Source organism: Epilithonimonas sp. 33E (assembly GCF_059372615.1).
In genome coordinates this window covers 2594222-2619933 of the sequence record NZ_CM182009.1, presented here as the reverse complement: position 1 = coordinate 2619933, position 25712 = coordinate 2594222, and the positions used below count along the sequence as shown (strand labels likewise).

Annotated in this window: 21 protein-coding genes; 8 read left to right on the top strand and 13 right to left on the bottom strand. The window is 36.1% G+C overall.

The window, feature by feature from the left end; all coding sequences use genetic code 11:
* The first annotated feature begins 15 nt into the window (after positions 1-15).
* On the top strand, positions 16-435 hold the full coding sequence (locus tag AC5P2S_RS12000; protein ID WP_494555010.1) for an endonuclease domain-containing protein: 420 nt from the start codon (positions 16-18) through the stop codon (positions 433-435).
* A gap of 98 nt (positions 436-533) precedes the next feature.
* On the opposite strand, the gene hutU is transcribed toward AC5P2S_RS12000, so the two are convergent.
* A complete protein-coding gene (gene hutU / locus AC5P2S_RS11995; RefSeq protein ID WP_494555009.1) occupies positions 534-2522 on the bottom strand; it encodes a urocanate hydratase in 1989 nt (662 codons plus the stop codon).
* A gap of 258 nt (positions 2523-2780) precedes the next feature.
* On the opposite strand from hutU, the gene AC5P2S_RS11990 reads away from it, so the two are divergent.
* Positions 2781-3173: an acyl-CoA thioesterase gene (locus tag AC5P2S_RS11990; protein WP_494555008.1), complete on the top strand. Its 393-nt coding sequence runs from the start codon at positions 2781-2783 to the stop codon at positions 3171-3173.
* Between the two features lie 30 nt (positions 3174-3203).
* Here AC5P2S_RS11990 and AC5P2S_RS11985 read toward each other — a convergent pair whose 3' ends face one another.
* The 7 genes from AC5P2S_RS11985 to rlmN all read right to left on the bottom strand — a co-directional run bounded on the left by AC5P2S_RS11985 (position 3204) and on the right by rlmN (position 9919).
* The gene (locus AC5P2S_RS11985) at positions 3204-3503 is read right to left on the bottom strand and encodes a hypothetical protein (protein WP_494555007.1); all 300 of its coding nucleotides are present in this window, start codon (positions 3501-3503) and stop codon (positions 3204-3206) included.
* Between the two features lie 59 nt (positions 3504-3562).
* Entirely contained in the window at positions 3563-4534 is a 972-nt protein-coding gene (locus tag AC5P2S_RS11980; protein WP_494555006.1) for a 2-hydroxyacid dehydrogenase, read from the bottom strand.
* An 82-nt stretch (positions 4535-4616) separates the two neighbouring features.
* The gene (locus AC5P2S_RS11975) at positions 4617-5297 is read right to left on the bottom strand and encodes a DedA family protein (protein ID WP_283416837.1); all 681 of its coding nucleotides are present in this window, start codon (positions 5295-5297) and stop codon (positions 4617-4619) included.
* Positions 5298-5378: 81 nt separating this feature from the next.
* Positions 5379-6659: a replication-associated recombination protein A gene (locus tag AC5P2S_RS11970; RefSeq protein ID WP_494555005.1), complete on the bottom strand. Its 1281-nt coding sequence runs from the start codon at positions 6657-6659 to the stop codon at positions 5379-5381.
* Positions 6660-6712: 53 nt separating this feature from the next.
* On the bottom strand, positions 6713-7690 hold the full coding sequence (locus tag AC5P2S_RS11965) for a polyprenyl synthetase family protein (RefSeq protein ID WP_283416839.1): 978 nt from the start codon (positions 7688-7690) through the stop codon (positions 6713-6715).
* Between the two features lie 249 nt (positions 7691-7939).
* Entirely contained in the window at positions 7940-8818 is an 879-nt protein-coding gene (locus tag AC5P2S_RS11960) for a hypothetical protein (RefSeq protein ID WP_494555004.1), read from the bottom strand.
* A 66-nt stretch (positions 8819-8884) separates the two neighbouring features.
* Complete coding sequence (gene rlmN, locus AC5P2S_RS11955) at positions 8885-9919, bottom strand: dual-specificity RNA methyltransferase RlmN (RefSeq protein ID WP_120212972.1); 1035 nt, start codon at positions 9917-9919, stop codon at positions 8885-8887.
* Positions 9920-10170: 251 nt separating this feature from the next.
* Here rlmN and AC5P2S_RS11950 point away from each other — a divergent pair, with 251 nt between their 5' ends.
* Positions 10171-12495 (top strand): GAF domain-containing protein, encoded by a 2325-nt coding sequence (locus tag AC5P2S_RS11950; RefSeq protein ID WP_494555003.1) that lies wholly within the window; start codon positions 10171-10173, stop codon positions 12493-12495.
* Positions 12496-12516: 21 nt separating this feature from the next.
* Here the strand turns inward: AC5P2S_RS11950 and AC5P2S_RS11945 are convergent, their stop codons facing one another.
* Both AC5P2S_RS11945 and AC5P2S_RS11940 read right to left on the bottom strand, forming a co-directional pair.
* A complete protein-coding gene (locus AC5P2S_RS11945; RefSeq protein WP_494555002.1) occupies positions 12517-12735 on the bottom strand; it encodes a hypothetical protein in 219 nt (72 codons plus the stop codon).
* 11 nt (positions 12736-12746) lie between these two features.
* A complete protein-coding gene (locus tag AC5P2S_RS11940; RefSeq protein WP_494555001.1) occupies positions 12747-13949 on the bottom strand; it encodes a Pycsar system effector family protein in 1203 nt (400 codons plus the stop codon).
* Between the two features lie 302 nt (positions 13950-14251).
* On the opposite strand from AC5P2S_RS11940, the gene AC5P2S_RS11935 reads away from it, so the two are divergent.
* Positions 14252-17929, top strand: a complete 3678-nt coding sequence (locus AC5P2S_RS11935; RefSeq protein WP_494555000.1) for a metallophosphoesterase — start codon at positions 14252-14254, stop codon at positions 17927-17929.
* Between the two features lie 6 nt (positions 17930-17935).
* Positions 17936-18475 carry a GNAT family N-acetyltransferase gene (locus AC5P2S_RS11930; protein WP_494554999.1) on the top strand — a complete coding sequence of 180 codons (540 nt, stop codon included), beginning with the start codon at positions 17936-17938 and terminating at the stop codon, positions 18473-18475.
* Here the strand turns inward: AC5P2S_RS11930 and AC5P2S_RS11925 are convergent.
* The gene (locus AC5P2S_RS11925) at positions 18459-19577 is read right to left on the bottom strand and encodes an acyltransferase family protein (RefSeq protein ID WP_494554998.1); all 1119 of its coding nucleotides are present in this window, start codon (positions 19575-19577) and stop codon (positions 18459-18461) included. The genes AC5P2S_RS11930 and AC5P2S_RS11925 overlap by 17 nt on opposite strands.
* A gap of 187 nt (positions 19578-19764) precedes the next feature.
* Here AC5P2S_RS11925 and AC5P2S_RS11920 point away from each other — a divergent pair, with 187 nt between their 5' ends.
* Both AC5P2S_RS11920 and AC5P2S_RS11915 read left to right on the top strand, forming a co-directional pair.
* On the top strand, positions 19765-20820 hold the full coding sequence (locus AC5P2S_RS11920; RefSeq protein WP_494554997.1) for a sensor histidine kinase: 1056 nt from the start codon (positions 19765-19767) through the stop codon (positions 20818-20820).
* Complete coding sequence (locus AC5P2S_RS11915) at positions 20817-21518, top strand: LytR/AlgR family response regulator transcription factor (RefSeq protein WP_494554996.1); 702 nt, start codon at positions 20817-20819, stop codon at positions 21516-21518. Before AC5P2S_RS11920 ends, AC5P2S_RS11915 begins: the two co-directional genes overlap by 4 nt.
* 8 nt (positions 21519-21526) lie before the next feature.
* On the opposite strand, the gene AC5P2S_RS11910 is transcribed toward AC5P2S_RS11915, so the two are convergent.
* Positions 21527-22387 (bottom strand): hypothetical protein, encoded by an 861-nt coding sequence (locus AC5P2S_RS11910; RefSeq protein ID WP_494554995.1) that lies wholly within the window; start codon positions 22385-22387, stop codon positions 21527-21529.
* Positions 22388-22598: 211 nt separating this feature from the next.
* Positions 22599-23648 carry a tRNA preQ1(34) S-adenosylmethionine ribosyltransferase-isomerase QueA gene (gene queA / locus AC5P2S_RS11905; RefSeq protein WP_120212981.1) on the bottom strand — a complete coding sequence of 350 codons (1050 nt, stop codon included), beginning with the start codon at positions 23646-23648 and terminating at the stop codon, positions 22599-22601.
* Between the two features lie 242 nt (positions 23649-23890).
* Between queA and AC5P2S_RS11900 the strand changes: the two genes are divergently transcribed.
* On the top strand, positions 23891-25705 hold the full coding sequence (locus tag AC5P2S_RS11900; RefSeq protein WP_494554994.1) for a DUF349 domain-containing protein: 1815 nt from the start codon (positions 23891-23893) through the stop codon (positions 25703-25705).
* The last annotated feature ends 7 nt before the right edge of the window (positions 25706-25712 follow it).

Here is a 25712-nt window from a genome sequence, read left to right as displayed (position 1 = left end):
AAAAAAAAAATACAAATGTCAGGAAAAGAAATGCTAACCCAAATTGAGGGTATTATCATCTACCGCAATTTTGTGGAAAACCTACCTTACAATCCGCTCCTGAAAGCTTTGACCAAAGAAAAAAGAAAATTGGGAATTCTGTCTGAAGTGTTATTCTGGAAACAGGTTCGAAACAGAACATTCCACAATATTGATTTTGACAGACAAAGGATTATTGGCAACTATATTGTCGATTTTTATGTAAAAACGTTGGGGCTTGTGATTGAGATCGATGGATCAAGTCACGACCTTAAACAAGAATATGACCTGGAAAGGACTAAGTTTTTAGAAAGTCTGGGTCTGAAAGTTTTTAGAATTACGGACTGGGATGTGAAACACAATCTTTCTGTGGTGATGAAGGAATTGGAGGATTTTATTATTGAAAATTATAGTTGAAATTTCTCTGAGCTCATAGGGTGATTGGATTCATTCAGGATAACCACCCCGTCAATTCGCCTTTGGCGAATCGCCACCCCTCCAGAGGAGGGGAATTTTCAGCTTAATAGACTTTCATCCACAAAATTCGGCAACGTCACTTTCAGATTCGGTTCTGCTTCCATGGCTCTTTTGATAGCGAAGACAGCACCTTCATTTCTTGCCCAGCTTCGTCTTGAAATTCCGTTATTCACGTCCCAGAACAGCATCGATTTTAACCTTCTGTCGGCATCATCGCTTCCATCCAGCAACATTCCAAAACCTCCATTGGTTACTTCTCCCCAACCAACACCGCCGCCGTTGTGAATGGAAACCCACGTCGCACCACGGAAACTGTCGCCAATCACATTGTGAATCGCCATATCCGCCGTGAATCTCGAACCGTCATAAATATTGGAAGTCTCCCTGTACGGCGAATCTGTCCCGGAAACATCGTGATGATCTCTCCCCAAAACTACTGGTCCGATCTCTCCGTTTTTAATCGCTTTATTAAAAGCTTCCGCAATTTTCATTCTTCCTTCTGCATCAGCGTATAAAATTCTCGCCTGCGAACCAACGACCAGTTTATTTTCCTGTGCACCTTTAATCCATTGAATATTATCTTTCATCTGCTGTTGGATCTCTTCAGGGGAATTCTGCTGAATTTCCTCTAGAATTGTACACGCAATATCATCGGTTTTCTGCAGATCTTCCGGTTTTCCGCTTGTACAAACCCAACGGAAAGGTCCGAAACCATAATCAAAACACATCGGTCCCATAATATCCTGAACATACGAAGGGAATTTGAATTCTCTTCCCAATGTGGGATTTTCCGCCATTACATCGGCGCCCGCTCTTGATGCTTCCAAAAGAAAAGCATTTCCGTAATCGAAGAAATAGGTCCCTTTTGCCGTATGTTTGTTGATGGCTTCTGCGTGTCTTCTCAGCGTTTCCTGAACTTTTTCTTTGAATAATTCAGGATTTTCTGCCATCATCGCGTTAGATTCTTCAAAGCTTTGTCCGACAGGATAATAACCTCCCGCCCAAGGATTATGCAGCGAAGTCTGATCTGATCCTATATCGATTCTTAAATTTTCCTGATCGAATTTCTCCCAAACCTCAACAATATTCCCTAAATAAGCTAAAGAAACCGTTTCTTTGTTTTCCTGAGCTCTTCTTACTCTTTCCACCAGCTCATCAAGGTTTTCATGAATTTCGTTCACCCACTTCTGATCATGACGGATCTTTGTAATCTTTGGATTTACTTCCGCACAAACGGTAACGCAGCCTGCAATATTTCCGGCTTTTGGCTGAGCTCCGGACATTCCGCCCAATCCGGAAGTCACAAACAATCCGCCTTTCGGTTCTTTATTGATTTTTCTGAAAGCATTCAGAACGGTAATCGTCGTTCCATGCACAATTCCCTGTGGACCGATGTACATATAGCTTCCCGCCGTCATTTGTCCGTACTGCGTTACACCCAAGGCGTTGAATTTCTCCCAATCGTCCGGTTTGGAATAATTCGGGATCATCATTCCGTTGGTTACAACTACTCTCGGTGCATCCTTATGAGACGGGAATAATCCCATCGGATGACCGGAATACATCACCAAAGTCTGCTCGTCCGTCATTTCAGACAGATATTTCATTGTTAAAAGATACTGTGCCCAGTTGGAGAAAACCGCACCATTTCCACCGTAAGTGATAAGCTCATGAGGATGCTGCGCTACTGCATAATCCAGGTTATTCTGAATCATCAGCATGATCGCTTTTGCCTGCTCAGATTTCCCCGGATAATCAGAGATCGGTCTTGCCTTCATTTCATAATCCGGACGGAAGCGATACATATAAATTCTTCCGTATTTCTCTAATTCTTCTCTAAATTCCGGCAATAATTCCGCATGAAACTGAGGCTCGAAATAACGTAAAGCATTCTTTAATGCCAATTTTTTCTCTTCTTCCCCTAAAATCTCCTTTCTTTTCGGAGCGTGATTAATATTGGTTTCGTACGGTTTTGCTTGTGGCAATTGACTCGGAATACCTTGCTGTATCTGTTCCTGGAATGTCATTATATAGTTGATAGTTTATAGTTGACTGATTTTTGTGGTTTTAAAGATATTCAAAATGAAAAACATCAGCAAAACCTTTCTGATAAAATGATATCTCTTATATTTGCTGCTGAAAAAGGGTGAATCGTGTGTAACTCACGAACTGTCGCGCAACCGTTATCCGCAGAGCGGAAAGTCGGATCCCCAAAAACTTTCGCGATTTGAAGTAGAAATTCAATTTCTATTCATTTCAAATGTTAAAATTAAATTCTAAAAGAAATGAATTACGAAACTAAAATTCAGGAATCTGAAACCCGTGTTTTCAAAGTGGTTTTCCCGAATACGACCAATCACCACAACACCATGTTCGGTGGAAAAGTGATGGAAATGATGGATGAGGTTGCTTTCATGACCGCAACGCGATTTGCCAGGAAATCTTTTGTAACAGTCAGCTGTGACAGAATTGATTTTAAAAAACCAATTCCTGCAGATACTTTGGTAGAGCTTATAGGAAGAGTAAAATATGTCGGAAATACGAGCGTGAAAGTGAATGTCGAGATTTTTGTGGAAGAGATGTATGTTGATACTCGAGAGAAGGCTGTTTCAGGTGACTTTACCTTAGTTGCAATTGATGAGCAGAAAAAACCTTTGAAGATTTTTCATGATGTATAAAAAAGCTTACCGGATTGGTAAGCTTAATTGTTATTCCACGATATCTTCATTGGTTTCCTCATGGTCATCCTCGTTATCGCTTTGGCTGTAATAATTGTTTTCTTCATCAGGAAGCTGATCGTTGATCTGTTCAAAGTTGTCATCATCTTCGGCACCCGGAACATCAAGTCCGAAAGGCATCTCGTCATTCACCTGACTTGGGTCTTTGATTGGATTTCCGTCGCCGTCCAAGGGAATATGGTGTTCACGGTTAAAGATATCTTCGCCCGGATTGTAATCCATTTCTCTTAATTTTCTGTTTTGCTCATCGCGGTTGTCTTCTGGTGTCATAATATTTGATTTAGTATTGAGATAATTTAAACAAATATGATTCCAAGCTTTTCAAAATATTATCGATAAACCTCAGGGTTGGCACAATTTGGCATTGGCTGATTCCTGGAAAAAGCAATGATGTTTTCTGCGGCAATCCTTGACATTCCATTTCTTGCCTCGACTGTAGCAGAACCTATGTGTGGCAATACTACAACATTCGGGAGCTGGAGTAGGGGATTTTTGGAATCCATTGGTTCGGGATTGGTAACATCCAGACCTGCACCCCAGATTTTATTTGATTGAAGCACTTCAAACAAGTCAGTTTCATTATGAAAACCGCCTCGTGCCGTATTAATGAAAATTGCATTCGGCTTCATTTTTTCAAAAACTGATTGATTGAAAAGATCCATCTGTTCCGACGTATAATTCGCATGGATGCTGATGACATCAGATTGTTCAATTAATTCATCAAAAGAAACATATTTAGCATATAATTCTTTTTCAGCTTGTTCGTTATGGTTTCTGTTGTGATAAATAATGTTCATCTGGAAAGCATCTTTGCATTTTTGAGCCATTTCAAAACCTATCCTTCCTAAACCAAAAATGCCTAAAGTTTTGCCATATAATTCTTGTCCTAACTGTTCTAAAGCATCAAAATCTTTCCAGTTTCCGGATTTTACTTTTTCTATATTGTAATTGGCTTTTCTGGAAACCATTTGCATCAGGAGGAATGCAATGTCAGAAGTAGCTTTATTAAGCACATTCGGTGTGTTTCCAACCGGGATTTTCCGTTTGGTTGCTTCTTCGATATCTACCTGGTCAAATCCGACTGAGAATAAGGAAATAGCTTTTATATTTGGACAATTGTCAAAAAAATTCCTATCGAATTTATTCTTACCTACATTCAGGATGATATCCGCTTTTTTACAAAGTTCAAGCCATTCATATTGAGAAAGAATGTCATGCTGAGGTGTTATAATTTCTAAATTATTTGCTTTCAGTAACTCGATTCCGGTCTGTGGAATTCTTTTGTTGAGGAATACTTTCATTTTAATATTTTGATTTGTTAAAATGCAAAAACCGGAAATGGCTTCCGGTTTTTATATGTTGTCTGATATTGATTATCAAAAATTATTCCTGTGTGGGTCTTTCTTTGTCTTTTGTGAAAAAGAATTTGATAATGATTGGGAGCGTTGTTACCAAAACAATGACCAAAACGATCAGTTCCAATTTCTTCTTAAGGTCTATCCCAAACTGATCCATAAACAGTTTATCCAGATAATGACCTGCAAATATCATTGTAAATGACCAGGAAATAGCGCCAACAATGTTGTAAAAGAAAAACTTCTTTTTGTCCATTTTTACAATTCCTGCGACAATGGGCGCAAAAGTTCTTACTATGGGAAGAAATCTTGCCAAGATAACTGCAACTGTTCCATGGTCTTCGAAAAAATCGTGCGCTTTGAACAGATATTTCTTTTTGAACAGGAAGGTATCCTTTCTTTCATACAACAATGGTCCGCTTTTGTATCCAAACCAATAGCCAATCTCGTTTCCGATGATGGCTGCAATGGCTACCGCTGTTGCAAGAATAGTGGTGTCCAGAAAATCCGAACCGGTAGAACCGAAAGTGGTATCAATGATCTGGACTGCATAAATACCGGAAATGAAGAGCAGGCTATCGCCCGGTAAAAAGAAACCTACGAATAACCCGGTTTCTGCAAAAATGATAAACAAAATCAGCCAAAAACCACCTAGTTTGATGTAAAATTCGGGGTTCAGTAAGTCTTTCCAACTTTCAAAATGTTCCATAGCTATCTGTGAATCGCAAATATATTAAAACAAACCGAAAGCACGGCTATAAAAGTGTTATTTAGGAATATTTAACTATTGTTACCGGTCGTATTTGTTTCCCCATTTTTCCTTCATCTGTTCATGTATTTTTTTCTCTGTAGAATTGTTGGAAGGCTTATAGAATGCGGTCCCTTTGATTTCGTCAGGCAAAAACTCCAGATCTATAAAGTTGCCCTGATAAGAATGAGCATACTGATAATCTTTGCCATAATCAAGGTCTTTCATTAATTTGGTTGGTGCGTTTCTGAGATGTAAAGGCACCGGTAAATCACCTGTTTTCCTTACAAAAGCCATTGCTTCGTTAATTGCATTGTAAGTTGAATTACTTTTTGGAGAAACAGCGAGATAAACTGCAGTTTCACTTAGAATAATTCTTGCTTCCGGATTTCCGATAACATTAATGGCCTGGAAACAATTGTTGGCCATGACAAGTGCGTTTGGATTTGCCAATCCAATATCTTCCGCAGCCAGTATCACCATTCGTCTTGCAATGAATTTGATGTCTTCGCCGCCAACCAGCATTCTTGCAAGCCAATAGACTGCACCATTTGGGTCGGAGCCTCGCATTGATTTGATAAAGGCGGAGATAATGTCATAATGTTGTTCGCCATTTTTATCATATAAAGCCATATTCTCCTGCAAAACCGAAAGAACGTCCTTATTGGAAATTTTATTTTTCTTCGCTGATTTGAATTGATTCAGTACAAGCTCTACGGAGTTAATCAGCTTTCTTGCGTCGCCTCCGGAATACTGAATAAATGCTTCTTTTTCCTCGAGGGAAAATTTGGTTTTGTTGATTTCGTTATATTTTGATACAGAAATGTCGGCTAATTCTTCCAGTTTTTCAAACGTCAAAGCCTTCAAAATATAAACCTGCGAACGCGACAATAAAGCCGAAACCACTTCGAAACTAGGATTTTCCGTAGTGGCGCCAATCAGAACAATCCAGCCTTTTTCCACAGCATGAAGCAAAGAATCCTGCTGGGACTTATTAAACCTGTGAATTTCATCAATGAATAAAATAGGACTTTTTCCTGAGAAAAGATTTTGCTTTTTAGCCTCATCAATCACATCTCGCACATCTTTCACACCGGAAGAAACCGCTGATAGTTTATAGAATTTTCTTCCGGATTTTTCAGAAATGATCTCAGCAAGCGTTGTTTTTCCTGTTCCCGGTGGTCCCCAAAAAATAAGAGAATTGAGTGTGTCATTCTCCAGCATTTTCCGGATGGTTCCGTTTTTTCCGGTCAGATGTTCCTGACCCAAAACATCGTCAAGGGTTTTCGGACGGAGGATTTCGGCAAGAGGTGAGTTGTTCATATTCCAAAATTACGGAATAAAAATTTCAGAAAAACAAAAGAAATAAATTTGAATTACAACTTTCTACTGATCACATAATCCAACATCAACTTCAGGGACTCTTTGGCTTCGTTATCAGGGAATTCAGCCAGAATATCCAATGCTTTTTGCTGGTAATCTTTCATGGTACGGATGGCATAATCCATTCCGCCGGAAGATTTCACGAATTCTACCAACTCGCGAACTTTTTTAGAATCGTTGTTATAACGCTTTATCGTTGCGAAATATTTTTTGTAATTCTCTGGACTCGCATTTTTCAAAGTATAAATCAAAGGCAAAGTCATCTTTTGTTCCTTGATGTCGATTCCGACGGGTTTTCCAATGATATTACTGGTTTGATAATCAAAAAGGTCATCCTTGATCTGGAAAGCCATTCCCGTGTAAGTCCCGAATTCCTGCATTTTTTTCGCAGTTGATTCATCTACGCCATTAGACAAAACGCCAACTTCGCAGCAGGCCGCAATCAAAGTGGCCGTTTTCTGACGAATGATTTCATAGTAAACATCTTCGGTAATGTCCAGTTTTCTCGCCTTTTCCAATTGAAGCAATTCACCTTCAGACATTTCCCGGATCGTTCTTGCAATCACAGAAAGCAAATCAAAATCCTTATTATCCGTAGAAAGTAAAACCGATTTCGAAAGCAGATAATCGCCAACCAAAACCGCAATTTTGTTCTTCCAAAGCGCATTGATAGAAAAGAAATTCCGGCGCTTAAAACTCTCATCCACAACATCATCGTGGACCAAAGTCGCCGTGTGGATCAGCTCAATCATACTGGCGCCGCGGAACGTTTTTTCGTTCACATTTCCGACCAGTTTTGCACAGAGAAAAACAAACATCGGGCGCATTTGCTTACCTTTTGTTGTCACGATAAAACGCGTGACCTTATCCAACAGAGCAACATTACTTTTCATCGATTCATAAAACTTTTGTTCAAAAAGTTTCATTTCGTCAGAGATCGGAGCTTTGATGAGTTCTACTGTATTTGCCACTGTTTGCGTTTAAAGATTATATTTTTGGAGCAAGACGACTGTACTTTTTTTCAACATTCTAACCCGCTTTCCGTTGCAATCTTTTTATTTGTCAAAGACAAATAAAAAGGATTTTCACTGCAATCGGGGCTATGTTGAGCAGTTGTCTATCAATTGACCAAAATTATTAATAATAGATTTTAGCAGAAAATATTAGTTTACTATCTAACATCTCTCTTATAACATCTACTTATTATTCTACAAATATAATTATTCTAAATCTTTAAACGGAATAAAATAGAGACTTTGCGGTACTTTTTTGAATTTGATGCTGAATCGCTCTCCTGAAATATAAATTCCTTTTTCAGTTGTCGTAATACCTTCGATTTGTCCAATATTGTAGGCTCTTCCCAAAGCATATTTTTTTGGAGGCTTATTGAAGAAAAGATTCCCCGTTTCATCTTTGTCAAAAACCATAAGATAAACCGACGCATTTTTGGTGTAACCGACAACATATAATTTATCTTGAAAAACAGAAGCATCCGTCACTACAAATCCTGTATCATAACTTTCCAGTTTCTGAGCTGGCTGGTTTTCTGTCAGATTTTTGTCAATTACATAATGTGAAACCGTGTTCGTAATCCATTCTTTAGTAAAAAGATGAATATTCCCATCCAAGAAAATCATCGCTTCTGCATCAAAATTATTACTGATGTTTTTTGGTGTAAAATCGGTTTGTTCAGGATAAAAGAACGGAATGGTCTTGATAGAATTAACCATCAAAGAATCATTTCTGAAAGGGATTTGATACACTTTCAAATCTTTTCTTGTTCCCAGATTATTCCCGAATTCTCCAATATAAAAATTTTCACCATCATTTGTAATAGCTTCCCAATCGATATTTTTGAGACCGGTTTGAAAGGTCTTTTCGATGTTTGAACTTCCTGGTTTTATTTCAAAAATTTCGCTGGTGTTACCGCTGTCATTGAACGAAAAAAGTCTTCCATTAATATTTGTCAAGCCTGATGATTCCCTTAAAGAATCACTCAAAACAGCAATTTTGTATTTCTTTAGATTCAGTGATTGCGTTTTCTGTGCTGAGATTTGAAACCCAGAGAGAATCAATAAGATGTAAAAAATCCTTTTCATATTCTGTAAAAATAAGAATTGATTTTTTGAACGTAAAATTTTATGGATTAAAGTATTGTTAAGGAATTACTCCGCCGTTTTATTAGCTAATTGTCCACAAGCTGCGTCTATATCGCCGCCACGGCTTTTTCTGACAACAATCGTGATTCCTGCTTTTTCCAGTTCGCGGACATATTTTTGCTCGGCTTCAATACTTCTGTGGTCGAATTTTCCTTCGCCAATCGGGTTGTATTGGATGAGATTGACTTTACTTGGAACTTGTCGGCAATACTTAATCAATGCTTTGATATCTTCATCGCCGTCATTGATTCCTTTCCAGACACAATATTCAAAAGTGACCGGAGAACCTGTTTTCTGATACCAATACTGCAACGAATCCATAATATCAGTCAAAGGAAATTTATCAGAAAAAGGCATTATTTCATTACGTTTATGTTCAATTGCTGAGTGCAGTGAAAGCGCCAGTTTCACTTTCAGTTCTTCATCTGCGAGCATTTTTATCATCTTCGGAATTCCGGATGTTGAAACGGTAATTCTTCTTGGCGACATTCCCAGACCGTCCGGTTTCGTAATTTTATGGATAGCTTCGACAACGTTTTTGTAATTCATCATCGGTTCGCCCATTCCCATAAACACGATGTTTGTGAGTGGCCTGTCAAAATATTCTTTGCTTTGTCGGTCAATCAATGCGACTTGGTCTACAATCTCTGCAACTTCCAGATTTCGCATTCTTTTTAGTTTGGCTGTGGCGCAGAATTCGCAGTTCAGAGAACAACCAACTTGAGAAGAAACACAGGCCGTAGAACGCGTTTCTGTCGGAATCAGAACCGATTCTACCATTAATCCGTCGTGAAGCTTGACACCGTTTTTAATGGTTCCGTCTGTTGATTTTTGTAATAGATCGACAGCAATCGGGTTGATGAAAAAATCGCGGGAAAGATTATCACGAAGATTTTTTGAAAGATTTGTCATCTCATCAAAAGAGTGCAGATTCTTACTCCACAGCCAATCATAGACTTGCTTGGCACGAAACGGCTTATCACCAATTGTGCTGAAGTAATCTTTGAGCTGATCGAGGGAAAGTGTGCGGATATCTTTCAATGTTTTCTGAAAATTTTTGCAAAGATACGTTTAATGTAACAATTTAAAAATCCAATAATGAAACGATAGATACATTTGATAATCTTGAGTTTTCGTTTTTTTGAAAGATAATTTCTTAGCTAAGTTTTACATTAATAATTAATTATGATTTGGAAACGGTAATTTTAATTATTGAACTTAAAGTATTGGGAATTATAATTCGACTTTATTAATAGATTGATAATTCTTACATTTGCATTGATTTTTACCAGATGAAGTTCCAAGCCTTTTACGACAGCCCATTCATACTGAATTTTTCCTTTGAAAAGCTCATCGAGAAAATGGAAGCAGAAGCTTCTGATAACCCAGAATATGCGCTGTCACATCAGAGAATTCTGGATAAAGCGAAAGAATTTCCCGAACTTCTGAATGGTATTACAAATCTTAATTTCTTTGAGAAAAATGAAACCTTGATGAAGGAGCTTTTGCGTGATCTTTTTCCGCCAATGTTGACGGGAAATGAAATCAAGGCAATTGGTTTTCCTTTTTATAATTTCTTTTTCAATCCTACACAACGTTTTCAGAACATCCTTAAAAATGCCGGCGAAAACTTTGATATGTTTATTAAAGGTCTTGATCCGCATCGTTTTTATGTAATGAGCTGTTGCATTATTTTGAGAAATTTTTATAATGTTCCGCTCAATCTTTCGATGCCGTTTATTTTCGATATTCCGAATGAGGAAGGTATTGTGAACCATTACCGTTTTTTGAATAATGTTGATTTTATTGATGTTAATCCGCTGGAAAATTTCAAAAGATTGACAGAAGAAGAGATTTCTGAATTGCTGGATAATTTTGAAGATTACGAATTGTGGAAAGAAAAATTTCCGCCAAAAAGCTGGGAACTGAAGGGTTTTGCTGTCGTTAATTTCTTTGACGCCACAACAGAAATTGCAGTTTCCAATCTCAAAACCAAGTTGATTAATCTTGAAGATGATGAAAATCTGAAACCGGAACTGAACAAGATTTTCCGTTCTATTTTTCAGGTTCCTGATTTGGAACTGGGCTATACATCCATCAATCACGAAGAAAACAAATTTGTAAAAACGCCCATCAATGGTGTGATTGATAGTTTTATTCTGTCAGGATTGAATCATTCCAGAAATGAATTGCTTTGTGAAAAGAATTTTAACACATTAGTAGAATCCAGAAAATACTTCAGCATTTCTGATGTTGAGAAAGTTTACCGGGAGTTTCCGGACAGTGATTTTGCCAAGCAATTCTACGAATTGGGAATCAAAAGCGCAATTTTTGCGCCTATTATCAAAAACAAAAAAGTTCTTGGAATTATCGAACTCGTCTCCAGAAAGAAAATGCTGAACAGCATCAATGCTCAAAAAATGGAAATCGTGATGCCATATCTTGAAGATACGATGGACAGACTTTATGATGGGATTGAGACAAGAATCCAAGCGATTATCCAACGGGAATATACAGCGATACATCCAAGTGTTTATTGGAAATTCCGACAGGAAGCGGAACGCCACATTGGTTTCTACAGAGAAGAATTTGATTTGCCTTACCGAAAAATCACTTTCGAAAATCTGACGCCACTTTTTGGACAGACAGATATCAGGAACTCTTCGGTTTCGAGGAACCTGGCAATTAAAAAAGATTTGGAAATCAATCTGATGCTGATTTCTGATGTTTTCAAGGATCTAAGTTCTGATAATGATTTGGAATCCATTAATTTAAAACTGATTCATTTTCAAGAATTATTGGCAAAAGATTTAAAAGCCGACACAGAAAGTCAGGTTCAGAATTTTATTCATAACGAAGTTCATCCTTTGCTGGAGTCCATCAAGCTTCAGAATGTGAATTATAATCAAATCGTTACAGATTATCACAAACAATTGGATTCTAAAACGGAATTGGTTTATCAGTTCAGGAAGAAATTTGATGATAGTTTGTCATCGGTCAATAAGTTTTTGGCGGATATCCTGGACAAACGTCAGGAAGAGCAACAGCAAAGATTTCCGTTTTACTACGAGCGTTTCAAGACGGACGGTGTAGAACATAATATGTATATCGGTTCATCAATTGAACCGGAGTTGACTTACGACCCGATTTTCCTCAAGAATTTAAGGTTATGGCAATTGCGTGTGATTTGCGAATCCGAATTGCATTACAAAAAATATAAAGAAACGCTGGATTATTCTCTGGATGTTTCGTCTTTGATTTTAGTTTACAGCACGCCGATCAGTATCAGATTCAGGATGGATGAAAAACGTTTTGATGTGGACGGAAGTTATAATGCCCGCTACGAAATGATTAAAAAACGTATCGACAAATCCCAGGTCAAAAATTCTGACGAACGTATCACACAACCCGGAAAAATTAGCATTATCTATTCTCAGGATAGGGAACGTGAAGAATATTTGAAATTAATCAAAATCCTTCAGGACCAAAATGTACTTTCAACTATAGAAGAACTGGAAGTTGAAGATTTACAGGGAATTAACGGTTTGCGAGCTTTGCGTGTTGCGGTTAATTATGAGGCAGAAGATGTGGATTATGAGTTTGTAGAAGGGATTTAGATTGTTATTAAATAATAAAATTTATTTAATAAATAAGTTATAATTCTCCTTTGCCAGTCTTATTGTGTCTGAATTGCAATTATTTATTTTACCAACAATATCAACTGCCTCATTCCAATATTCTAAGCTACAATTTTTTGTATTATTAGGTTCTTTTTCTTTTAATTTTAAAGCTTTTTTTACTTTGGAAATAATGCAAGGCGCTATTTCTGAGTTTCTGTTATTATAAATTTTTGGCATAATTTAAATTTCTAAACCGTCACATTCCGAAAAGCCACCACAAAAGCTACCACAGAAACAATAATTCCAATTGTGAAAACGGTATAAGTCAGTCTAAGTAATTTATATTTTCTGTTGAGAACAACGCCCAGATAATAGAGGTCTTTTATCATTGTATCGTACAAATATTGTCGGTCGTTCATCATTTCTTTCATCGCCCAGAGATACTCTTCCATTGGCATTTTGTAGAAATTTCCGAAGAACAGAAGGTTTACTTTTTTCTCCTCTATTTCCTTTCTCGTAAACGTTCCGCTGGATACTTTTGGTCTTGTGGACATAATCGCCAAAATAATACAAACCACACTGAATATGACCATCACAAAAGTCGGAATAATCAAATGCGAATTACTTGGCGCATCCAGTTTTGGAATCAAAGATGATAATGCGATTGAAATAATAATCGCGTTGACGGAAAGCAGAATATTTGCTTTGCTATCGGCAATTTGGCTCAGTTTGGTGTGGTTGTTCAGTGTCACCCGGAACATTGTTTCTATACCACGTTCAGGGCTTTCCAGCTTCTCAAGCTTTTTCTTATTCAGAAGTGCTTTATCATTATCTTCGGCCGCTTTTTTCTTTTTTTCTTCTTTCAGATTCTGGATGTGAGAAAGGATTTTATCCACATTTTTTTCTTTGATTGGCTGCCAGTTTTCTTTAGCAAATTTGGTATAAAACTGATGTTTTGAAAAGAAAACAATATTAAGCTCAGACCACTGTTGCTTGCTGAATTTCTGATGATGAACCTCCTTGATTTCCTGTCTCAGATTCTCACAAATCCTGAAATAATCATCCGAAGCCAGATGATACAAATCTGCATCTTTTATGATTTCTTCCAGATGATTTTTAGGCTTGTAAAATTTGTCCGTTGCCAGGATCAGTTCTCCGATTTTAGCAATTCTATCTTCGGGAAATCCATATTGCTTTAAAAAGTTTGCAGCTTCTTTTCGGCTTTCTTCTTCGTGATTATCAGCATCATCAATGTAACCCAAATCGTGAAACCAGCCTGCCAAAAGCAGATTTTCTGTGTCTTCGGGACCAATGTTTTCTTCTTTTGCAAGGATTTTTATCTTATCAACAACCTGAATCGTGTGGTCAAGATTGTGATAAGTATAAGCAGAAGATAATCTATCTTTGAATAAATTTTTAACATAATCTTCCGAAATTTTCAAAATATCCATAAAAGCAATTTGGAACAAATTTAAGAAAGTATTTATAGCTTATTAATTTTAATTTTGTTAAATATTGTTAGAGTTTGACTAATTTCGTGAATATTTGAAATCAAAATCGTCAGGTCGAACTTGTCGAAGCCTTTAACTTAAATATTTAATTTTATTTATGGCAGCTTAATCCGCCTGCAGTTTATCCTGAGCGAAGTCGAAGGGCTCCCGATTGTCACTCTGAGGTTCTAGAAGAGTCCGCTCAAGTAGGGCTGCGTGAAATTCATCGGTAATAGATTACCTTTAAATATTGAAAATCATTTATGAGATACATATACCAATTATATCTTTTTATTATACTTCTGTTCGTTGCGGTTTCTTGCGCCGTCCAAAATGCTGACTACGGAAAAAACGCCAAATATTTTGCCAAAAATCCAACGATAAAAGACAGCGTCATTCACACTTTTTATTTGGTTGGTGATGCTGGGAATCTTGATCAGGACGAAGCTTTCCATAATATGAATATTCTGAAAGATTCATTATCCAAAGCTCCGGAAAATAGTACTTTGATGTTTTTGGGAGATAATATTTATCCAGTCGGAATGCCAAAAAATGAGGACGAACATAGAGCTTTGGCGGAGAAAAAAATGGATAACCAGATTTCATTATCTCAACAGTTCAAAGGAAAAACGGTTTTCATTCCCGGTAACCACGACTGGTACAACAACGGCATCAAAGGTTTGAAAAGAGAAGAAGCTTATGTCACAGAAAAACTGAATGACAAATCGGCTTTCGGACCAAGAAACGGCTGTCCCATCGAAACCAGAAAAATCAACAAAAAACTGACTTTGATTTTAGTGGATACGGAATGGGTTTTAGCCAATTGGGACAAGAATCCAGGCATCAATGAAAAGTGTGACCTCAAAACCAGAGAAGATTTCTACACAGAATTCGAAGACCAATTGAATAAAAATCAGAACAAAACCATTGTTGTGGCAACACATCATCCATTGATGACGAACGGCTCACACGGCGGAAAATATTCTTGGGAAAAGCAGATTTTTCCTTTGGAAAATAAAATTCCACTCCCGGTTTTAGGTTCAATTATCAATTTGACAAGGGCAACCGGCGGAATCACGCATCAGGATATCAGCAATCAGAATTATAAAAATCTGGCAGACCGACTGAAAACATTGATTAGCGGAAGAAAAAATGTCATCGTAGTTTCTGGTCACGACCACAATCTGCAATACATCGAGCAAGGTGACATAAGGCAAATCGTTAGCGGCGCAGGTTCCAAAACGGAATCTGCAAAAGCCGTTGGAAGCAATGATTTTTCATTTGGAAAAAACGGATACGCAGAACTGAAAATCTCAAAATCAGGAAATGCTGAAGTGAGTTTTTACAGTCTTAATCAAAAAAAATCGGAATTGCTATTCAGAAAAACGGTTTTAGAAAACGAATCGAAAATTGCGAAAGATTACCCGAATCAATTTCCTCAAAATACAGAAGCCTCGATTTATGATTCTGCGATGACGAAGAAAAGCAAATTCTATGAATTTCTTTGGGGAAAACATTACCGTGAATATTATTCGAAAAAAATCAATGTCAAAAATCTGGAATTGGATACATTATTTGGTGGCGTGAAACCCGATAGAGCAGGAGGCGGACATCAAACCAAATCCCTTCGTCTGGAAACTAAATCCGGAAATGAATACGTGATTCGTGCGCTGAAAAAAAGCGGTGTGAGATTTTTGCAGGCTGTGGCGTTCAAAAATCAATATGTAATTGATGATTTTTCGGATAGTTATGCGGACAAATTTTTGCTGGATTTTTACACGACTTCTCATCCGTACACGCCTCTGGTAATTGGTGAAATGGCAGACAAATTGGGAATTCGTCACACAACACCGGAGTTATTTTACATTCCAAAACAGAAAACTCTTAAAAATTTCAATGAGAATTTTGGAAATGAATTGTATTATCTCGAAGACCGACCAATGGAAACCGAGGAAAATCCGAACAAAGTTCTCGGAACTGATGAAGTAATCCTGAATCTTGCCAAAGATGAAAAATATAAAATGGATGAAAAAGCGTGGATCAAAGCACGTTTGTTCGATATGCTGATTGGCGATTGGGACAGGCATCACGATCAATGGAAATTCGAATCCAGGAAAGAAAATGGCAACGTGATTTACAGCCCGATTCCGAAAGACAGAGACCAGGCTTTTTCAAAATATGACGGTTTTATCACGGGAATCCTGATGGAATTTCCTGAGCTGAAGCATATGCAGACTTTTGATCATCAGATTGAAAGCGTGAAGTGGTTTAACCGTGAACCTTATCCGTTGGATTTGATTTTTGCTAAAAATTCTAATGGAAAAGACTGGCAGGGTTTAGCAGAATTTATTCAAAATCATTTATCGGAAAATGACATCAGAGAAGCTTTTAAAAATCTTCCAAAAGAAGTTCAGGATAAAGTTTCAGAAGATTTGATTCAGAAATTACTGACGAGAAAAAATGACCTTCAAAAATATGCTTCGGCTTATTTCAAATTCCTTCAGGAAAAAGTGGTATTGACCGGAACTGACAAAAAAGACAAGTTTGTAGTCACCAGATTACCGAATAACGAAACCGAAGTCAAAATCATCAGACTGAAAAAAGCTGGTGAAGAATTGCAATCATCCAAGCTTTATTCTGGATTGATGACCAAAGAAATCATATTGTATGGTCTGGATGACGATGACGAATTTATTGTTGAAGGAAAACCACATTCGAGTATCAAAATCAAACTTTTGGGAGGTTTGGATAACGATAAATATTCGGTTTTCAACTCCAGGAAAGTGACGATTTACGATTATAAAAGTAAACCGAACAATTTCGAAAATAAAGGAAGTGCAACTCTGAAGTTGACTGATGACTATGACATCAACCAGTACAACTACAGAAACCCGAAATATAATGTTTTTACCACATTTATGAATTTCAATTTCAATCCGGATGATGCCTTGGCGATTGGTTTTAATGCAGATTATACTGTGAATGATTTTATCAAGAATCCGTTTTCTCAGAAACACCATTTTACAGCCAATTATTTCACAGGAACGAGAGGTTATGAACTGGCTTATCAGGGCATGTTTCCATTGTTGAAAGGTAAGTGGTTTTACGGCTTGGATACGAGGGTCACGAGTTCTCATTACATCAGGAATTTCTACGGCATTGGTAATGAGACAGTTAATCCGAAGGAAGAATTTGGAGATCGCTTTAATAATGTCAGAGCTCGGGAGTTTGGATTTTCGCCGTCTATTAACTGGAACAAAAATGCGTCAACATTCTCCGCAAAACTGAATTATGAAATTCTGAAAATCGATAGAACGGCTAATCGCTATATTTCAATTCCTGGTGTCATCAATGACGACGTTTTCAAATCGAAACAGTTTGGTGGAGCCGATTTGTCGTTCAATTATGAGAATTATGATAACAAAGCGAATCCAAAATTGGGAATGAAATTCGATATCAGAACGGTTTGGAATATGAATCTTCAAAACACGGACAGACAATATACTTCACTGGAAACAGGACTTGGTTTCCTGCATTATCTGACGAAAAATCAAAGATTGGTTTGGTCTTCTTATGCGAAGGCAAAATGGCTTTTTGGTAACGATTACGAGTTTTATCAAATGGCGACGTTGGGCGGAAACAAAGATTTGCGAGGTTTCCGTTTTAACCGTTTTTATGGGAAAAATTCTTTTTATCAAACCTCGGATTTGAGATATGAAGTCGGTAAAATCAAGAATTCAATTTTACCTTTGAGCTATGGATTTTTCGGCGGGTTTGATTTAGGTAGAGTTTGGAATCCGAATGAAAGTTCTAATAAATGGCATAATTCGTACGGTGGTGGATTTTGGCTGAATGCGGTTGATGCGATTTCTGCCAATATTTCTTATTTTACATCGTCAGACGGAGGAAGATTGGTTGTCGGGATTGGCGGGACTTTTTAAAATGTAATGATGATTGAAACCAAACGACTGCTTCTAAAACCTTATTCGCTAGATTTTGCTGAGGAATTTTATACTAAATTTCAAAATGACAAAACTTATCTGGAAGATTACTTTTCGAGAACTTTAAGTGTTACGAAAACTCTGCAAGAAACCAAATTGTATTTCCAAAAAAAGATTGAAAGTTTTAAAAGTGAAGAAGGTTTCTACTTTGGGATTTTTCTCAAGGAATCAGATGAATTGATCGGTCATATTTCTGTAAGGGAAATCGACTGGACAGTTCCAAAAGGTGAGTTGGCATACTTTATTTTTAATGATTTTTCGGGTAATAAATATTCTTATGAAGCATTGGAAGCATTTCGTGATTTTTGTATGAATGAAAAAGAAATGCTTCGAATCTTTATGAAAATCGCACCAGACAATATTGCCAGCAAAAAAGTAGCGGAATTCTGCAATTTCGAGTTTGAAGGTTTGTTGAAAAACGATTACAAAAAAAGACAAGAATTTCTTACGGATATGTTGCTTTATTCGTTTACGAAGACAGATTAGTAGAGATTTTATTTCTCAATTTTAAACTCGGTTTTTCAATAAGATATCTGTAAAATAATCCTCCAGTAATACATCCGATTAAACAGGTAATCAATAACAAATTTTCCGAAATAGGAATTTTGTAAAATTCTATCAGGCTTTGAATAATATGGATAATTCCCTTGTGAGAAAGATAGATTGTAAAAGATAAATTGGCTAATTGAGTTGTGAAATAGTTTTTTGATTTGCTTATAAACGAAGATTTAGAAATCGCAGAAATTACTATAAAACCATAACTTATAGCAACGAATGTGAATCCAAATATCGATGCAAATTCAGAAGATTGGTCATTGCAAACCCATAAAGAGAAACCAAGAAAAGCTAAACCTGACAGCAAAAACAAATTACCATTTTCATCAATCAATTTTCTGAATTTTGAAGAATATTGAAAAAGATATCCAATTAAAACGCCGATAGCCAATCCGTCCAATCTTGTGTGCGTTGGATAATAGATTTTCATATACCAGATTTTCCAAAATTCATTCGAATTGATATTTGGAAAAACGTATTCCTGCCAAGAAAAATACCTCGCAAAAATTGAAAATAATATAATGAATACAATCATAACAATTAGATATTTCAATGTTTTTGATTTGATGAGTAATAGAAATGAAAAAGGCAGAATCAGATAGAATTGTTCCTCAATACACAATGACCAAGCGTGTGAAAACGTTCCTTTGTTGATGACATCTAAGCCATAATTCTGAGTGAAGGTGAGAAATTTCCATAAAGACGAAAGCGATTCTCTTTCTCTGAAAAAAGGAAAGCAGAAATATAATAGTAATGTGAAAAAATAAGGCGGAATGATTCTGAAAAAACGTTTTATGAAGAATGATCTTAGATTAATTTCCCCTTTATTTTTAATTTCCTGAAATAATTGATTTGAAATCAGAAAACCGCTTAATATAAAGAACAAATCAACTCCTGTCCAGCCAAAACGCCCATAAATATCTATCCAATCTGGATGTATAAAAGCTCGATAATGATACATTAATACCAAAAGAATTGCAATGGTTCTTAGATGGTCTAATCCATTGAATCTTTGAGAAGATGTTGTCTGCATTTAATTTTTTCTTGCAAGATGGTGGGATTTTCATTGCAATTTTAAAGTGATGTTCGGAAAGAGGAGATTTTTATGTGGATTACTTTTTCTGTATTTTAAATTATAATTCTGGCTGTTTGTCATTCGATTTGCCGATTCTGCATTCATAAGAGATTTTATCGGGTTATAATTTATATTTTTGAAGATTGTGAAAATCGGAACTTGGAAAAAATATCAATCAAACATTGGCTTTCAAATTTTATTTTGGACAGCATTATTTATGTTGATTGAGGCGAGGAACTACGGAGAATATGAGGATGCTAATATTCAATTGATTTTTTACTATGATCTATGCCATTGGATTTTTCAGATTATCAGCGCCAATTTTATTTATTATGTTCTTATAAAGCATTTTTTCGACCGAAAAAAGTACTTTTTATTTTCCGCTTTACTGGTTGTTTCTCTGTATGTCTTTTCTGTTATTAATCGTCTTTTTATTGTTTACATAGCCGAACCTTTCTTTTGTAATTTTCCACAGGACAGCATTTATAGCATTGTTACAGATATCAGATATCTGTTGATTAGCTATACTTTTTCTATTATTACCGGAGCTTTTGCATTTGTTTCAGTGATGTTTATGCTGCGATATAAAAGTGAAAAACAAAACACAACCAAACTCTTGAAGGAAAAAGCAGAATTAGAATTAAAGGTTCTGAAATCGCAGCTTAATCCTCATTTTCTATTTAATACACTCAATAATATTTATTCGCTTTCCATTATTAATTCAGGTAAAACTTCAGAATCTATCAGCAGACTTTCGGAAATTTTGGACTATGTTCTTTATAAAGGTCAGAATAAAACGGTTAATATTTCGGATGAGATTTCTATCATTGATGATTATATTGAGCTTGAAAAACTGAGATATGACGAACGTCTGAAAATATTCAAAACACAAAAGCTCAACTCTGAAAATAAGATTCCGCCATTGTTGTATCTTTCTTTGGTTGAAAATTCCTTTAAGCACGGCGCTGGAAAATCGGCTGGAAATATTGAAATTAATATTGAAATTGAAACGGATGAAAATCAATCTGTTTTTCGAATCAAAAATACCTATTCAGAAACTTTAAAATCTGAACGTGAAAGTTTGGGATTAAATAATATAGAAGAGCAATTGAAGATATTTTATGAGAATCAATTTGAATTTAATGTTTCAGAAATCGGAAATTGGTTTGAAGTAGAAATTATTACGCCTGCAACAGAATGATAAATTGTATTATAATTGATGACGAACCTCTGGCTGTAAAGCTTTTGGAAAACCATATTTCAAAGATTGATTCTCTGAAACTGGTCGCAACTGCAAAAAACGCAATCGAAGCTTATCAAATATTGCAGACAAAACCTGTTGACCTAATGTTTCTCGATATTGAAATGCCCAATCTTAACGGAATCGAATTTCTGAAATCCTTAAATCGAAAACCTAAAACCATTTTCACAACAGCTTACCGCGAATTTGCCATAGAAGGATTTGAATTGGAAGCGGTTGATTATATTCTGAAACCAATTACATTCGAGAGATTTTTCAAATCTGTAGAGCGTGTGTTGAGAAATATTTCTTATGATGAACAAGTTGAAGATTTCATTATTGTAAAGACAGATGGATTGAATCGGAAAATCATTTTATCTGACATTCTTTACTTTGAAAGTCAGGGAAATGATGTCAAAATTACTTTACAAAATGAAAAAAAAATCATTACAAAAAATAAAATGACAGATTTGGAAAATTCACTTTCTGATAGGGGTTTTGTAAGGATTCACAGGTCTTTTTTAATCAATTCAAAATATGTATCTGCTTTTAATAATAATGAATTGAATTTGGGCAAATACAATATTCCCGTTGGCAGGAGTTATCGAAAAGAGTTTGAGGATTTTGTGGCGAAATTTTCCGCTTCCAGATTATTGTAATTGAGTGGTTATTTCAACTTCAATTGATAAAGATTTCCTGTGTGTGTTTTGTTGCCTTCATCGGTCATTAAGATTGTATTTTCATCTTTGAAACACAAACCTTCTTTCTGAGTGTGATGATTCAGTTCAATTTTTTCGACGTTTCCGGAGAAGAAATTATTGCCTTTCCAATTGGTGAAAATCCAGACTTTATCGGAGCTTAAAATAGCTACTTTATCTTTATTCGGGCTGATGTCTGCACTGGTCACAGCACAATGATTGAACTGTTCGCAGGTCACAAAACTCCCGATTTTCTTAGCAGGTAATTTTTGAGTGGAGTTGTTATCAACTTCATACAAAACAGTTGTTCCATCAAATTTTGAACTTCTGTTTTTAGTGAAAAGAAAAAAATTGTTGTTATGGATGAAGAACGATTCAACGTCAAAAATGCGGTCTTTTTTCTTTGGAGGAAATTCCATCTGTTCCGGATAATAGAACTGAACAATTGATTCTGCTTTAGCCACATCCTTATTCAAATCCGAAGCATTAATTTTATAAATGGCTAAGTTCTGCCTGTTATTATCATTATTTCCAAAATCACCGATGTAGATATTGCCTTCATCATCAGAAGTCAAATCTTCCCAGTCATTATTTTCAACATTAGAGATGGTAATTTGCCTGATTAATTCTCCTTTTTCATTAAACCCAAAAAGAACATTGTGATTATGATTGTCCTCAATCGTCCAGATCAAAGGCGATGCTTTTGAAATTTCACAAGCCGAAGCTTCTTTCAGCTTTTTGGGAAGACTCGTTAGTGTTGAAAAATTCTCCTGAGTCTGTGAACAGGAAAATGTAATGGATAATAATGCGAAAAAGGAAAGTGCTTTCATTGGATGAAATTAATGAAAATAATGGAGATTGAAACCACAAAAGTTACAAAAGGACAAAATTGAATGGATACGTTAAAAGTTCAAAAAGAAAATTTTGTGAACTTGTTATATATTGAAAAAATATTCAATAAAAATCTTTGTGACTTTTGTGGCTTAACAAAAAATGCACAACTATAAAAATTGTGCATTCTGTTTTTGAAAAATTCAAATCTTAAAGAATCAACATCGCGTCTCCGTAAGAGTAGAATTTGTATTTTTCTTTGATAGCCTCCTCGTAAGCTCTCATGATGAAATCTTTGTTCGCAAAAGCGGCAATCATCATAATCAGAGTAGACTTAGGCGTGTGGAAGTTGGTAATCATTGCATTGGCTACACCAAATTCGTGAGGTGGATAGATGAACTTGTTGGTCCAACCTCTGTAAGCTGAGATTTTTTTGTTAGAAGAAACAGAAGTTTCCAAAGCTCTCATCGTCGTTGTTCCCACGGCACAAACTCTGCGTCCTTCTTCTACAGCTTTGTTGATAATCGCGGCGTTCTTCTCATCGATAATCGCTTCTTCAGATTCCATTTTGTGCTTGGAAAGATCTTCAACTTCGATTGGGTTAAAAGTTCCCAAACCAACGTGAAGTGTGATCTCTGCAAAATCAATTCCTTTGATCTCTAATCTCTTCATCAAGTGTTTTGAAAAGTGAAGACCTGCAGTTGGAGCTGCTACAGCACCTTCAACTTTGGCATAGATGGTTTGATATCTTTCTGCATCTTCCGGCTCAACCTCTCTTTTGATATATTTTGGAAGTGGTGTTTCTCCAAGTTCTGTCAATTTTGCGCGGAATTCCTCATAAGAACCATCAAACAAGAATCTCAGTGTTCTTCCTCTTGAAGTCGTGTTGTCGATAACTTCCGCTACAAGAGACTCATCTTCTGTGAAGAATAATTTGTTACCGATTCTGATTTTTCTTGCAGGATCCACAAGAACATCCCAGACACGCGTTTCTGCATCCAGTTCTCTCAACAGGAAAACTTCAATCTTAGCTCCTGTTTTTTCTTTGTTCCCGAATAATCTTGCAGGGAAAACTTTGGTATTATTAAAAATGAAAAGGTCTTTCTCATCAAAATAATCAATAACATCTTTGAAAAGGCGATGCTCGATAGTTTCAGTTTTTCTGTTAAGAACCATCAACCTTGCCTCATCACGGTTTTCTGACGGGTGTTCTGCCAATAACTCTGCTGGCAAATCGAAATTGAAATCAGATGTTTTCATAAAATTTACGGATTTTATTTGTTTTTACAGGACTTGCCTGCGGTTAAATTTTTGCGAGGTGCAAAGATACGACATCAAAGAGCCTATGTCAAGTAAATATTAATTTTAAATATCGGATTAATCATTTCAATATATATTTAATGTTTTTTTTAGAAATTTAGTATTTATATTTGGTGTTTTCTGTAAAAAACAGTTAATTTAGTGCATCTAAAAGTTGTTTTTGTCAATTAATTTGCTTTGTTATGAGTATTGAAAATGAAAATCCTGAGAATGAAAATTTGAATCCGGAAACTAATGCTGCTGAAAATCAACCAGTAGAAGAAACAGTTACCAGTCAAAATTCAGAAACCGAAACCGAATCTGAACATCAGGAAACCGAAGTTGTTGAGGAAGATTTTTCTCATTATTCTTTAAAAGAAGCTTTGGACGAAATGGAAAAAATAGTCAACAAAGACGATGCGTCATCTTTTTCCAGACGTTTTAACGCATTGCGGGAACAGGCAAATCACAAATTGTCTGACGAAATCGAAGACAAAAAACACGAGTACCTGGAACAGGGAAATCCTGAAGAACATTTCGAATATCATCATCCACAGGCTTCCAAATTGTCTGCTCTTGTCAATATTTTCAAAGAAAAACAAGATAAATTTCATAAACAACAAGAAGCTGAACATCAGGGAAATCTGCAAGAAAGATTGGCAATCATTGAGCGATTGAAAAACCTTTACACCAATTCTGAACCGGGAACTAATCTTTTCAAATCGATAAGAGAAATCAAAGAAGCCTGGGGAAATGCAGGTCAGGTTGCTAAATCTGAGTTCAAAAATCTAAATAACAATTACTTCCATCATCTTAAAATGTTCAATGAGATGTTGGATTTGAATAAAGAATATCTGGAGCAGGAATTTGCTCATAATCTTGAAAAAAGACAACATATTATCCAAAGAGCAAAAGAATTGCTGGATGAGAAGGTTGTTCAAAAAGCATTGAATGAATTGCAATATCTTCATAAGCTTTGGAAAGAAGAAGCGGAGCCTGTTGCAGAAGAATTCCGTGAAAAAACCTGGGAAGAATTCAAAGAGATTTCCAATAAAATTCATGAAAGAAAATCTGAATTGATTGCAGTTATAGAAACTGAACAACTTGAAAATCTTGAAAAGAAAAATAAGATCATTGAAGAGTTGAAAACACTTTCTGCTCCTCAGAACATCAATCATACCTATTGGCAGCAAGCCATTAAAAGAGTAGAAGAGATCAGATCCGAGTTCCTGAAATTAGGCGCTGTTCCAAAGAAATTATCCAATCAAAACTGGACAGATTTCAAACAATCTCTTAGGGATTTCAATACAGCTAAAAATGATTTTTATAAGAATCTAAAAGGATCTCAGATTCAGAATCTTGAAGAAAAACAAGCCTTAATCAAAACAGCTCAGGATAATATGAATTCTGAAGATTGGGATACCGTGGTCCCATTATTCAAAAAACTACAGGAAGACTGGAAAAAAATTGGTCACGTTCCCAGAAGTCAGGCGAATAAAGTTTGGGATGACTTCCGTGATGCTTGTAATACGTTTTTCAAAAATTATAGAGAAAAGAATAATGCAGCCGGCGATAACTGGAAAGAAAATTATAAAAACAAAAAAGCACTTCTCGATGAGCTGAAAGCTTTGACAGACGAAGACGGTTCTGTTGAAAAAATCGAGAATATCAAAAATTCCTGGAATGCTATCGGAAAAGTTCCCAAAGATAAGTTGTCAATTAATACGGAATTTAACAAAGCTTTGAGAGAGAAGTTAAAACTCAACAAAATCAATGAGTTTGATTTGAAGGAAGAAAATCTGTCAGAAAGCCAATTGACCGATAAAGCCAGAAAAATCAAAAATCAAATTGCAGATCTGGAAGCTGAGGTTGTACAATTGGAAAATAATTTGGCTTTCTTCAATTCGCCAACACGCGATAATCCACTTTTGAAAGATACCTATGAGAAACTGGATGGTAAAAAAGAGCAATTAGAAAGTCTCAGGCTTACACTACACAATATCATCGCAGGAGAGTAAGAAAGTA